This is a genomic window from Lutispora thermophila DSM 19022 (assembly GCF_900142105.1).
GTDB lineage: Bacteria > Bacillota > Clostridia > Lutisporales > Lutisporaceae > Lutispora > Lutispora thermophila.
Genome location: NZ_FQZS01000003.1, coordinates 386,845 through 399,407, shown reverse-complemented (window position 1 = coordinate 399,407; position 12,563 = coordinate 386,845). Strand labels below are relative to the sequence as shown.

The following is a 12,563-nucleotide window of genomic DNA, read 5'->3' as shown; positions in this document are numbered from 1 at the left end:
TCGCTAATAAATCGTTTCTTCTGATATTACCACATATTTAGAAAACAGTTCAATCTCCAGTTCACCTTCAAAATCCTTGTCTATAGACTGCATTACGCATTCCTTAAGCTTGTATCCATTTATTCCTATTTCATCATTTCTGCATATGAATCCTATGGATGAACAGCTATGTACAGGCTTTGCTTCCAGATAATCCTTCATAATAAATCGCAGCTGTATATCATCTGGAGTCTCATACTTTATTATTGCAAGGTTTTTACCTTTTGGACATTCAACTTCCAAAGCCTTGGTTATATTCTTTATCACATTTTCTCTCTCTACAGGATCTTCTATCTGCTTTGACTTCTCTATAATATCTTCATAAGGATCATAGGAATATATATCATCAATATAAAAATAACTCTCTTTGCCAAGAGTCTCGTCAAAATAAGCAACTTTTTTTCCAACGTCCTGCTTTCCGAACTTCACAACAAACGGATGTTGAATAGCTACTTCTTTTATATCTCTATCAATCCTCAGCACCACAGACAAATCCTTTGTCTTATCTATTTTTGGAAACTCTTCGGCTTCTATCTGTTCATATCTGGCAATTACAATATTTTCCAGACTTATATCATCCCATTCCTCGGGAATCAATCCTTTCTCAACAAAGTGCTGCAAATGCATTTTCTCTTCTGAACTCCCTTCATGAATGGGACTGCTAGTCCATAAATGGAATCCTATGGTATTACCTTGTATCTCCATCTCCTTGATGTTAAAATTTTTTCGTATATGGCTTTCCATTATGTAATGAAGAAACTCCTCCCTGTTAGTGACAAAGTCTTCCTTTTTCAAACTTAATTCCTGGGGATACTTTTCATCAAAACTTTCATCATGTAATTCATTATTTTCATACATTAACCATAGGCTCTTCCTATTCTTTTCAATAGTAAAGCTTAACAGCAAAACCTTCGTTCCACGGATGGTTACAGTTTTGTTGATAATATACTCTTCCACCGGAAGAAGCATTTGCTGCTTCAAATCTTTAAATATCATTAATCATCTCTCCCTTTATTCTCTATCTAATGCAATTTTTACTTATTTTCCAAACTTAATCAAAATCATATGAAGCTTAGTAATCTTTTTATGTTGATACTTTACATACTAGGTAAATTGTTCTATAAATTCAATAATATTTCTATCATTTTCATCCGGATAATCAAAAAATACCTCACCATGCGCACTATCATCAACTGTAAACATCCTTTTGTTGTCATGGGTAACAGAATTATAAATATCTTCACCCATGAAATATGGTGTAACTCTATCAGTTTTTGTATTTATTACCAATAGTGGTACTTTTGATTTTTCTATATGTTTGCATACATCCGCATCATCATATGAGAATCCTAATTTCATTTTAGTAACAATATTTCCCATAGACATCAAAAAAACTATGGGTATTCCTATGTCCATCCTTTCCATCTCTGTAGAAAACATATATCTCATATTGTTTATGGGACAATCAAGAATTGCAAAATCAACATTTTCATTTGCTTCATCTGAACCAAGATATATTCCTGCAGTTGCTCCTCCAAATGACATTCCCCATATGCCTATTTTCTTATCTGGACTGATATTATCTTTCAGATATGATACACAATCACCTAAGTCATGGCTTTCCAAATAGCCAAATGTATTATATGGGGCTGCATTTTCCCCTCTTCATTATTTTCTCTCCCTTATATATTAGAGATTATTTACTATAAACACATACTAACTTAATCTATGATTAATTTGTGCGACCCATTGTCAATGTCCCCATCATTGAAAATATACAATAGTTAAATAACCATACTATAAAACTATCATTAAATATTGTAAATATAGAAATAAGTCACCAATAAAGGTTTTTCCCACTACTATATGTTCTTTTATCAACATCTGATCAGTAATATAAAATAAATGATTTCATTGAAAAGATGTCGCTCAAACTCCACAATTGCTATTCCTTAAATATGTCTGTTTTATTATCAAAATCGCCTTTAATGCCTGTAAGTATAAACTCAAAACCCTGAAGACCGTTTTTGTTGTAATCTATATTGCAATCAGTATGTATTCTTCTAAATGCAATAGAATTTGAATCAAACAAGATCAAAATTCTATTCTTATTCATCTTAACCACCTCTTTTCTTTTTGGAAAATATATATAAGGAAGTGCAGGTAACTCTACCTTACTCCCATCTTCCAAAATATTGAACACTTCAAATCCAATCCAATTATCAACTCTATCAAATAGCAAAAAGGTGTTGACGCATTGGATTGTATCCACATTTATGCCATCATACTCTCTTAGATAAACATAGATCAGTGAAAGATCAGTATATTTCTCATGTGTAATGCGCATATTTCCCTCCAATTCTTCATGTAAAAAATCTTTATAGATTTATCTATAAATTCACCTCTACCCTATTGTATTCCATATTTCCTTTATACTCTTTAGAGCATAAAAAAGGTAAATACAGCAAGGAAAAAAATACGAAGTTTAATAACGAAACTTTCCAACCAAAAACATTATCCACACCCTCTAATCCGCTATAAATGACAGCACTTAAATTGTTATTTATATAATGAATCAATGAAATTGTCCATATGTTTTCTGTCTTCATATATACAAGTCCAAAGAAAATGGAATAGGCTATGCACACAATAAGCTGATTTAATATGAAATAAGGACTCATTGCTGGACTATTATAGAAAAGATTTACAGGCAAGTGCCATATACCCCAAATCAATCCTAAAAGGATGACTCCTTTCCTTTTCCCCACCTTTTCCTGAAGTATAGGTTGGAGAAAATATCTCCAGCCAAGTTCCTCACCTAAAAAAGGCATAATGGCGACAAAAAAGTCTAGAGGCAATAGAATAATCTTGAACAAAACTACTGGATCCAAAAGAGGAGCAAGAATATCTTTAGGCTCGCTACCAAGGATATAAAATGTTGTAGTTAGTCTGAATAAATAGAGTATAATAAATAGAATAACATACCGAAAGGATATCTTCCCATTTACAGATAACTTCAGCCCTGAATTTCTAATTTTTTCATCATTTTCATCAGCATATAAGATAATCAGAAAAATACTACCAAAAACCATCCAATAACTCAGATGCTTGCTTGGATCTCCATCAAATATAAGTATATGTAACACAAGATAAAGAACTGAAGTAATTGAAAAGAATAAATATCCTCCAAATAATTTTACAGGTAGAAATTTACGTATTTCCTTATCATACAATAAAGCCACCATTACACCCATTGCAGGGTAATACATTTGCAGTAATACAAAAGAATCTATTGGCTTCTTGGAATATAGCAAACCCATAACAATGCCCATAGCCATAGTAAGTCCAAAGGTAACAATTAAAAATATAACTATATCTTTTTTAGAAATACTATATCTGTTCATTTTATTTTCTCCCCCCACTCTAATCACATACACATATTATCAGTTTTACATTTTCCTTCTATATAACGTATATATAACCTAATAAACAAATACGATGTTAATAGTAACTATTAAGATTGCACTGGATTAAAATCGCTAGCATTACTTGATTACAACTCATCCAATCCAGGCAGCATCAACTGCTCATACTCATTTTTAACCTCAAACGTATGAAGATAGTTGAAGCACTTATTAGCATCACATAATATACCATGAGCTTCACATGTACTTTTTACTATACTCATCAACATTTGATTATTATGGCTATTTACCTCATAGGAATACTTATACTTCTCAATATATTTTTCTTTCATTCCTGGAAAATGTTCATCAAGCTTCTTATAGAAATATTCTCTGTTTCCCTCTCTTAGGGTCAATCCAATACCGAAACAGATAATGCCATAGACCTTAGCCTCTATACAATAATCCAGAAGCCCTCTAATATTCTCTTCATTATCATTGATATAGGGCAAAAATGGACTTAACCATACAATTGTAGGTATTCCATTATCCCTCATTATCTTTAATACTTCAAAGCGCTCTTTTGTTGTGCTGACATTGGGCTCAATTATCTTACACAATTCTTCATCGTAAGTGGTAAGGGTCATCTGAACCACACACTTTGTCTTTTCATTTATTTTTTTGAGCAGATCCAAGTCTCTCATGATTCTTGCGGATTTTGTCTGTATAGCTAATCCAAAGCCATAATGATAAATGAGTTCTATACATCTTCTGGTAAGTCCTATTTTCTCTTCCAGATGAATATATGGATCGCTCATTGCTCCTGTACCTATCATGCATTTCTTTCTCTTTCTCCGCAAGGCATCTTCCAGTAATTCAGCAGCATTTATCTTTACTTCAATATCCTCAAAATCGTGATCCATCTGATAGCACTTGCTTCTTGAATCGCAATAAATACAGCCGTGAGAACATCCACGATACATGTTCATTCCATTTTGAGCTGACAGAATACCTTTTACTTTCTTTTCATGCATATTATTCTCCTTTGCAACTCCATGGTTTATATTATTAATTCATATAGCAAATCTTGCTCAAACATGTTGTTAAGTATCAAAAACAATTTTTCCAAGGCTTGTCCCCAGTTATCATAAAAATCCCTTTCCATATTCTCGTCAGCATTATCCGTAATTACCCTTATTGATAATGCTTTAATTTCATTCAAATTTGCAGTCTTTATAATTGAAGATGTTTCCCAATTGCATGCATGGGCATTTAATGCGCTATGTAATTCATCTCTTGTAACTTTATCTTTTATTGTTTTTTCACCGCTGGCTATATTGCCAAATTTTATCCTTGCATCAATTAAATTTTCCATATCTTTCATTGCCATTTCAAAATATGTCTTTTTTTCCTTTGATATATTACAAAACATAGTCTTGCTCGTCAGCTCATGCTTAAATCTAACAAAATTCTCGATCTCACAAATATCATATTCGTATGCTTCTTTGGTGATGATTATATCGTTAAGTTTCAACTCATCGACTAATGAGCCTGTTCCTCCAACATCAATCATTATATCTGCATCAAATTTATCAATAGCTAATTGAGTTGCTGAAGCACACTGTATCTTACCTGGTCCTGCGAACATTGCAATTACCTCCCAAGATTTATACTTTTTCGAACTAACCTTTCTTCCACTTACATTGCTTTCATTTGATAAGTTCAGAATCAACTTGCATTTTTCATACTCTATTTGACAGGGACAAATAATTCCCGCTTTAAATAATGGTCTCAAACTCAAACCCTCCTTATATGCAGAGTATAATTACATTGCTATGCCTTCTTTATAATCACTAATCTGCCCTTGTATATATCTTCTTAGAAGTTTCATTTTCTGCTTCTTTCGGTTTATCTGAATTTCATCTATCTCATCTTTTTAAATAGCCCAGTATTAAATAGTAAATTTCTCAATTTTCCATTTACTGTGATTTAGTTTCTACATTGTTATCGAAAAACTTATCAGTACCCTTAACATTTACAACAAATATCTTACCGTTTCAGATCACGTTAACATCTGTTTTCCTTTCATGAATTCGTAATAAATCAATGTTCCAGTATCCTCTCTAAACTGGGATATGTGTTTTTTCTGTCCACAATATGAATATCTAAAAGACTGGGCAATTCATTACTCAAATCCTTCCCCAGATAATTTTCGTCTCTGCACAAATCTGTAGATGATATAAACTGAATCAAATCTAAGCTAGCTTTCTACCTGAAACATTAGCCTAGATTCTCTTTACTTAATTTTTATTCTAATCCATAAAATTGAAAAAGAGAAGCAAAATACATGACATGATTTTGCTTCTCTTTACAGTTGCAAATATAATTCTTGAACATCGCTCTACTCTACATTAAACCGTTTTGTTCCAAGGCAATGCTTGCATCCAGAAAAGGCTTAAGAGCTCTTGGGAGAATACCTGTGACATATGCAATGAGCACACCGTAATTAGTAATATATACTCCCTGTTGGCGAGCTGTTTCTACGCGATATTGCATTTCCCTTCTGTTTAACATGCAGCCGCCACAATGAACGATAACCACATACTCTGAAATATCCTTAGGATAATATGCACCGCTTGCCCATTGAAAGATTATATCATCACCTGCTATCTGGCGTATCCAACGAGGAATTTTTACTCTCCCGATATCATCTTCCTGTCGATGGTGTGTACATCCTTCCACAATAAGTACCTTATCTCCCGGCGACAAGCGTTCAATACGCTTAACGCCACGGACCATTTCCGCTAAGTCCGCCTTCTTTCGAGCAAACAATATTGAAAAGGATGTCAAGGGTATCTCAGGAGGGGTATCCTCAGATACCTTGGAAAAAGCCTGAGAATCTGTTATCACAATAGCAGGAGGTTGGCTAAGATATTTAAGGGTGTCTTTCAGTTGATTTTCCTTTGTAATTACGGCCATGGCATCATTGTCGATAATATCACGAATTGTCTGCTGCTGTGGCAAAATCAATCGGCCTTTCGGAGCCGATTTGTCAATAGGAGTAACTAAAACAGCAAGATCTCCCGGTCTGATAAGACCTTCTATCAAGGAAGGCTCTTTATCTTCATAGTTTGAACAAGCAATTATTTGCTTCTTAAGTTCATCAACTCCCATGCCACTTCTGCAACTAATGCAAACAAGGGGAGTTTTGAGTTCCTGCTTCAACTTTTCAAGTTCATCAGCATCAGGCATGTGTTTATCACATTGGTTCAGCACGCTTATGCAAGGAATTTTTCGTTTTATAAGCTGTTCAGCAAACTCTTTTTCCCATTGGGTTACTCCAGTTCCAACATCTATAACAACCAAGGCAAGGTCACATTTTCGCAATACCTCATAGGTTTTTTCAATCCTTAGCTTTCCTAACTCCCCAATATCATCAATACCTGCTGTATCAATAAATACAACTGGTCCGATAGGTAGAAGCTCCATAGCTTTATAAACTGGATCTGTTGTAGTTCCTGCAACTTCTGAAGTAACGGCGATATTCTGCTCTGTCAAAGCATTTATCAAAGAAGACTTTCCTGCATTTCTTCTACCGAATATTCCAATGGTAAATCGATTTGCCATTGGTGTTGAATTCATATTTTCCATTGTTTTTTTCTCCTTTCCCATGCTACTGCTGATTTAAGCGCCGTGCTGCATTTTGCATGTCCACGTAATCTCCCCTTGAAAAATCCGGTGTAAGCCCCATGGATTCAATATTGCGGACAAGTGCAGCCAGTTGCTCGGAAGACTCCAATCCAGTATAAAGCTTGTTATCATACAATGTATAATCGCCTCTATGCTCCATTGGTGACAAATTTGGCATTATAACATTTGCGCCGGCAGCAAACCCTTTCCTCTGTCCATTTTTGTCCACTGTTCCTAAAGCAGTTGTAGAAGGAAGCAAAGTTTTTGGAAGCATAATTCTGATTAAAGAGAGCAAAATCAGAGTATGCTGTGAAGACGGATTATAATATCCGGCAAACCTTGTATCTTTATGTGGTATAAAAGGACCGATGCCAATCATGTGAGGTTTCAGTTCTCGTAAAAAAATGAAATCTTCCGCCAATGTCTCATAGGTTTGAAAAGGAGAATCCACCATGAAACCGGCTCCTACCTGAAATCCTATTTCCTTAAGATCATATAAGCATCTTTTCCGATTTTCCAAACTCAATTCTGCTGGATGCAGCTTTCTATAATGTTCTTCATTGGCTGTTTCATGGCGGAGCAGGTAACGGTCCGCACCTGCATCATACAAATTCTTATAGGACTCTCTGCTTCTCTCTCCTGCAGAAAGTGTTACCGCACAATCAGGATATTTTTCTTTGATTTTTGAGATAATACTGCATAATCTAGAATCCGTAAAATACATATCCTCTCCGCCCTGCAATACAAAGGTGCGAAAACCTAATCTATAACCTCTCTCGCAAGATTTGAGAATTTCTTCTTCTGAAAGGCGATAGCGAGTTATATTTTGATTGCTTCTTTGGATTCCACAATAATAACAATCGTTTTTGCAATAATTGGTGAACTCAATTAATCCTCGAAAATATACTCTGCCATTATAATGCATATCCCGTGCCTCACAGGCCAGTCTATGCAATGCTGAGCATTCATTTTCAGTGGCATCTTCATAAAAAAAACTAATAATATTTGAAATATCTTTTTTGTTGGCAGATTCCATCCATTGAGATACTTTTTTTACATCTGTTAAGTCTATGTTCATATAAACCTCCTATAGACGTAAATCACGTTCACCTTTCTCTATTCTTGATAGCTTTTCAAGTATTATGTCATAAACCGGTTCTCCACGGAACTTCTCCACATGATTCTTCAGTACTTCTTCTCCTTTCTGCCTTGTTTCCTCTGAAGCATAATCAAGCAAATACTCCTTCAAAGTAAATATGGCATTAGGAATGCAGAAATTGTACACAAATTTGGATTTTGCAACTTTCATAAAATGTTCTCCTGTTCGACCGGCACGATAGCATGCAGTACAGAAGGATGGAATAGAATTCATATCGCATATTTCTTTCACCACATTATCTAATGACCTTGAATCCCCTATGGAAAATTGCTCCATATCGGGAAGCTGGTTGGCTCTCTTTGATCTTGCATAGGCACCTACACCTATACGAGTTCCTGCATCAATTTGTGAAACTCCAAAGGGTATAACCTCCCGACGCACATGCTCCGATTCACGAGCAGTACATATCAATCCCGTATAAGGAACGGAAAGGCGCAAAATAGCCACAAGCTTCTTAAAGTCTTCATCACTGACGGCATACTCCGGATGCTCTGAATATGGCGTACCTGTTGCAGGAGTTATTCGTGGGAAAGAAATGGTATGTGGTCCTACACCATTGAAGGTTTCCTCCAAATGAATGGTGTGGTAAAGAAGCCCCATTACCTCGAAACGCCAATCATATAACCCGAATAGAACACCTATGCCGTTATCATCTACACCTGCTTGCTGTGCTCTATCCATGGAGTATAGTCTCCAACGATAATGCCCTTTTATTGTTCCCTGAGGATGCAGCTTGCGATATGTGTCATGATGATAGGTTTCCTGGAAAACCTGGTATGTGCCTATCCCAACTTCCTTCAACCTTTTCAATTCATCAACAGTAAGAGGAGCGCAGTTTATATTTGCTCTTCTTATTTCTCCATGTTCGGTCTTTACGCTGTAAACCTTCTTGATGGACTCACATATAAAATCTATATTGGTAGCAGGTGACTCTCCATAAACCAGAATGGTTCGTTTCTGACCTTCTTCTATCATTATTCGAACTTCCTGCTCTATTTCATCCATTGTAAGAGTTTTGCGATGCATTTCTTTATTGCTGGCTCTGAAACCGCAATATAGACAGTTATTAGCACATTCATCGCTTATATAGAGAGGTGCAAAAAACACTATACGGTCTCCATATACTTCTTCTTTCAATTGGTGTGCAAGTTCGTACATTTCTTGTATTGTGGTCTTGTCCTTGTTCTGAATAAGTATTGCAGTTTCCTCCGGCTCAAGTCTTACACATTGCTCTGCTTTCTTCAGTACCCGCCTTACATCTTCCCTTGATGGATTTTCCCACTTGTTTAATTGTGCCCAAATCATATCATCGTCGATGAAATCATGGTCCTGCTTATCATACTCCTCAAATTCTTTCTTATACTTTTCTAAAAAATTCATAACAATGCTTCCTTTCATTTATTTATTTTTGGTTACCATGGATTTTACGGTTATTCCTGAGATTCTGCCAAGCTTGCCAGTCAACGCGCTTATCTCGTCGTTGCTTCCGTCTACAATCAGGGTTATTACCGATACTCCCCTTTCCCTATAGGGAATACCCATTCGCCCCACAATCAGCTCTGCATGTTCATGAAGGATGATGTTAACTCTTTCGGCTGCTGAAAGATCTTCCACCACAATGCCGACAATCCCGATTCTTTTATCCATCACAAAACCTCCTTATATCAAAAACTCCCTTTCCGCTCATACAGCGGAAAGGGAGTAAAACGGCACAAAAAAACTAAACACACATATCATATGCGCGCCTTTCCGCTCAGAAACACTTAACGGTTAGGTAGATAAACAAGCCCTGTATCCCCGACAGATAAACTGAAGCAGATACATTGCAAATTATCATTTATTCAATTCTAATATTTACCTTTACATAATTGATTATAATACAATATTAAAAGTTTGTCAAAAATTTATCGAAGTTTTTATAATAGATTAGTTCATAATCCTATTTATTCATTCTCTCATTTCCATGTTTAAAGTTACCGGTTACTTTAGCCATTATAAGTTGCGCTTCCATTGAATCTGCTTTTTGCACTTTTGATATAAATTTCTCGCTTTCTTTTCCTTTTAATATCATCACTTGCTTTCCATGCCAAAATATAAATACCTTATTGTCTTTAGATATTTTATATGAAAAAGGTTCTTCTTTAAGTTTATCTCGTTTATCAATATTACTCAATTCCTATTATCCTCCTCATCTAAATTCAATTTCTTCTGCCTGTATATCTTTCAAATAATATCTACCGCTCACATTGTAATGAACATATGTAGTATCATTTACAACCTTTAACAGTTCTTTTATTCTTCCTTCAAGCTCAATAAGATAACTATTTTGAATCTCAATGATTTGATGATGTAGCTCCTTATATTCTTCAGATTCTTTTATTGATTCAATAAGTTGCATGAATTTCTCTTCCAATGATTCCTTATGAATTTCCTCTAAAAACTCTTTAAACCTTTTTGATTCAAAATCTTCTCTAATTTTCTCTTGCAACTCATATTCATTGAACTTCAATGATGCGGTATTATCAACCCATGAAAAACAACACAGCCTTCTAGAGGTATCGTTTTATCGTTTTTGAATCATAAATACTATCTATGATATATACATACTTGTCATCTTTGCTCCACTGAGTTTTATACTCATCAAAGCTCCATTTTAATTATGGATTTACACTAATCTCCCTGTAATTCTCATAGATTACTCTTTCATCCTACTCCCCCTTAAAAGCAACACCCAATAGTAACATACCATAACTGCAAACTTCTGTTAAATTGCTTGCCTCTATGCCATAGCTTTAATATTTTTATGCTTTTTGCAATTATCTGACAAGGCAAAAATCAGTAAACACCCATCTGCCTTCTATAAGTTCATATGGAAAAGAATATATCTTTTTATCCACAACTTTTTCAAAATTTTCATCTAATATATCAACAGTTACTTCATAAATTATTTTCTTATCACTCTCACGGATAATTCTGTGATATTCTTCTCCAGCAAAAATGTCTGTTCCTCTAGCAGCATCAATAGTATATAAAACTCCATCGATATCTATATAACGATCAGTTTCTAGTAAAGAATCTATTATTTCATCAGAAAAGAAATCTTTCAAATATGCTTTCAAATCAAATAAGGATTCAAAACCATCTTGAGCAACTTTCCAATAGATATTTCCGTTGTATTCCATTTCGGTATTTTCATAATATGGCATTGTATATAAATCAAATCAGAAGTATGCTTCCCGTGCCTTAAGATATGCAAGCTTCACCTCTTCATCTGTAGGAATTTTTGAAACTCCATCAGACATGTATGCAAACTCTTCAGTATCGGATGTAGCCTTCTCATCTTTATTTGCAGGGGCTTCCAAGGGACTGCAAGCTACAAAACATAACATAGTCAATATAAAACACATACCTCTCAAAACCTTTTTCATAACATACCCCCCCACGCATTACAAGCATCTTTTAATCTTCTATTTTAATTGACCGAAAATCTCTCCATTGCAACAATCCATATCAAGAATTTTATATACTTATGCCATCATGTTTCTTTATCATAATCATCATTACCTTTATACCTTATAAGTCAATGCTTGTAATAGAACAGATCTACAATAGAACACTTGTAAAATATGAAATGGCGTTATACAAGGAATGAGCCAAAATGCAAACAAGCAATGACCCTGTGTTTATATAAAGCAATCCCAATATGAGGCCACATATTACCGCTGATATGATTTGAACAAAATTGAAATGAAGTATGGCAAATAAAAGTGATGATATGACGAGCGAAAGAATTAAACCATATTTATTCTGTAAGGAATTTAATATACAACCTCTTATTAATACCTCTTCCGCTACCGGAGCAAGCAAACATACGCGTATGAAGCTTACAACGGGAAATTGTCTCATCAGCTCTATCGTTCTTCTGTATTCTTCTGCGCTAGTAACAAAAATGCCATCAATAAAAGGATCTATAATCTTATCAAGCAAAATAAAAAATGAAACCGAACAGACGCAAGCCAATAATACTCCTCTAAATGATATATTGCTGAAAATCTTCACTTCTAACTTATATCTCATTATTAAAGTACGCAAAAATATGGTATTCAAAACAATAATCGTTAGAAGATTAATCCAAGCTGAAACCCCTTTATCTAACGCTCTCAAGATTATCACATCTAATGCAACAGGAATTATTCCACATACAATAATGTATACAGCTATCCAAGCAATTACATGCCTCACGCCAATTGCAGCTGAACCCAAATAATCGT

At 34.8% G+C, this 12,563-nt stretch carries 15 protein-coding genes; all 15 read right to left on the bottom strand.

Going from position 1 to position 12,563, the window contains the following annotated elements; translation table 11 throughout:
- Positions 1 to 3 precede the first annotated feature (3 nt).
- On the bottom strand, positions 4 to 1,035 hold the full coding sequence (locus BUB48_RS02040) for a hypothetical protein (protein WP_073023974.1): 1,032 nt from the start codon (positions 1,033 to 1,035) through the stop codon (positions 4 to 6).
- A 108-nt stretch (positions 1,036 to 1,143) separates the two neighbouring features.
- Positions 1,144 to 1,665 carry an alpha/beta hydrolase gene (locus BUB48_RS02035; protein WP_073023972.1) on the bottom strand — a complete coding sequence of 174 codons (522 nt, stop codon included), beginning with the start codon at positions 1,663 to 1,665 and terminating at the stop codon, positions 1,144 to 1,146.
- A 319-nt stretch (positions 1,666 to 1,984) separates the two neighbouring features.
- Positions 1,985 to 2,386: a hypothetical protein gene (locus tag BUB48_RS02030; protein WP_073023970.1), complete on the bottom strand. Its 402-nt coding sequence runs from the start codon at positions 2,384 to 2,386 to the stop codon at positions 1,985 to 1,987.
- Positions 2,387 to 2,429: 43 nt separating this feature from the next.
- Entirely contained in the window at positions 2,430 to 3,443 is a 1,014-nt protein-coding gene (locus tag BUB48_RS02025) for a CPBP family intramembrane glutamic endopeptidase (RefSeq protein ID WP_073023968.1), read from the bottom strand.
- A 149-nt stretch (positions 3,444 to 3,592) separates the two neighbouring features.
- Positions 3,593 to 4,477, bottom strand: coding sequence for an SPL family radical SAM protein (locus BUB48_RS02020; protein WP_073023966.1), 885 nt, complete (start codon positions 4,475 to 4,477; stop codon positions 3,593 to 3,595).
- 26 nt (positions 4,478 to 4,503) lie between these two features.
- Positions 4,504 to 5,238, bottom strand: coding sequence for a 5'-methylthioadenosine/S-adenosylhomocysteine nucleosidase (locus tag BUB48_RS02015; RefSeq protein ID WP_073023964.1), 735 nt, complete (start codon positions 5,236 to 5,238; stop codon positions 4,504 to 4,506).
- Positions 5,239 to 5,849: 611 nt separating this feature from the next.
- Positions 5,850 to 7,085 carry a [FeFe] hydrogenase H-cluster maturation GTPase HydF gene (hydF, locus tag BUB48_RS02010; protein ID WP_073024046.1) on the bottom strand — a complete coding sequence of 412 codons (1,236 nt, stop codon included), beginning with the start codon at positions 7,083 to 7,085 and terminating at the stop codon, positions 5,850 to 5,852.
- A gap of 31 nt (positions 7,086 to 7,116) precedes the next feature.
- Positions 7,117 to 8,211, bottom strand: a complete 1,095-nt coding sequence (gene hydE, locus BUB48_RS02005; RefSeq protein ID WP_073023962.1) for a [FeFe] hydrogenase H-cluster radical SAM maturase HydE — start codon at positions 8,209 to 8,211, stop codon at positions 7,117 to 7,119.
- Between the two features lie 9 nt (positions 8,212 to 8,220).
- Positions 8,221 to 9,672, bottom strand: coding sequence for a [FeFe] hydrogenase H-cluster radical SAM maturase HydG (gene hydG / locus BUB48_RS02000; RefSeq protein ID WP_073023960.1), 1,452 nt, complete (start codon positions 9,670 to 9,672; stop codon positions 8,221 to 8,223).
- Between the two features lie 18 nt (positions 9,673 to 9,690).
- The gene (locus BUB48_RS01995) at positions 9,691 to 9,939 is read right to left on the bottom strand and encodes a TM1266 family iron-only hydrogenase system putative regulator (protein ID WP_073023958.1); all 249 of its coding nucleotides are present in this window, start codon (positions 9,937 to 9,939) and stop codon (positions 9,691 to 9,693) included.
- A 292-nt stretch (positions 9,940 to 10,231) separates the two neighbouring features.
- Complete coding sequence (locus BUB48_RS01990; RefSeq protein WP_073023956.1) at positions 10,232 to 10,465, bottom strand: hypothetical protein; 234 nt, start codon at positions 10,463 to 10,465, stop codon at positions 10,232 to 10,234.
- 15 nt (positions 10,466 to 10,480) lie between these two features.
- Positions 10,481 to 10,801 carry a hypothetical protein gene (locus tag BUB48_RS01985; protein ID WP_073023954.1) on the bottom strand — a complete coding sequence of 107 codons (321 nt, stop codon included), beginning with the start codon at positions 10,799 to 10,801 and terminating at the stop codon, positions 10,481 to 10,483.
- A 307-nt stretch (positions 10,802 to 11,108) separates the two neighbouring features.
- Positions 11,109 to 11,498: a DL-endopeptidase inhibitor IseA family protein gene (locus BUB48_RS01980; protein WP_073023952.1), complete on the bottom strand. Its 390-nt coding sequence runs from the start codon at positions 11,496 to 11,498 to the stop codon at positions 11,109 to 11,111.
- Between the two features lie 15 nt (positions 11,499 to 11,513).
- A complete protein-coding gene (locus BUB48_RS01975) occupies positions 11,514 to 11,720 on the bottom strand; it encodes a hypothetical protein (RefSeq protein WP_073023950.1) in 207 nt (68 codons plus the stop codon).
- Between the two features lie 175 nt (positions 11,721 to 11,895).
- Positions 11,896 to 12,555, bottom strand: a complete 660-nt coding sequence (locus BUB48_RS01970) for a CPBP family intramembrane glutamic endopeptidase (protein ID WP_073023948.1) — start codon at positions 12,553 to 12,555, stop codon at positions 11,896 to 11,898.
- Between the last annotated feature and the right edge of the window lie 8 nt (positions 12,556 to 12,563).

Bases quoted from the DNA above. Each gene is read 5' to 3' on its own strand.
- hydG (WP_073023960.1), bottom strand. From the start codon at position 9,672: ATGAATTTTTTAGAAAAGTATAAGAAAGAATTTGAGGAGTATGATAAG.
- BUB48_RS01975 (WP_073023950.1), bottom strand. From the start codon at position 11,720: ATGAAAAAGGTTTTGAGAGGTATGTGTTTTATATTGACTATGTTATGT.
- BUB48_RS02040 (WP_073023974.1), bottom strand. From the start codon at position 1,035: ATGATATTTAAAGATTTGAAGCAGCAAATGCTTCTTCCGGTGGAAGAG.
- BUB48_RS02020 (WP_073023966.1), bottom strand. From the start codon at position 4,477: ATGCATGAAAAGAAAGTAAAAGGTATTCTGTCAGCTCAAAATGGAATG.
- hydE (WP_073023962.1), bottom strand. From the start codon at position 8,211: ATGAACATAGACTTAACAGATGTAAAAAAAGTATCTCAATGGATGGAA.
- BUB48_RS02030 (WP_073023970.1), bottom strand. From the start codon at position 2,386: ATGCGCATTACACATGAGAAATATACTGATCTTTCACTGATCTATGTT.
- hydF (WP_073024046.1), bottom strand. From the start codon at position 7,085: ATGAATTCAACACCAATGGCAAATCGATTTACCATTGGAATATTCGGT.
- BUB48_RS02025 (WP_073023968.1), bottom strand. From the start codon at position 3,443: ATGAACAGATATAGTATTTCTAAAAAAGATATAGTTATATTTTTAATT.
- BUB48_RS01995 (WP_073023958.1), bottom strand. From the start codon at position 9,939: ATGGATAAAAGAATCGGGATTGTCGGCATTGTGGTGGAAGATCTTTCA.
- BUB48_RS01980 (WP_073023952.1), bottom strand. From the start codon at position 11,498: ATGCCATATTATGAAAATACCGAAATGGAATACAACGGAAATATCTAT.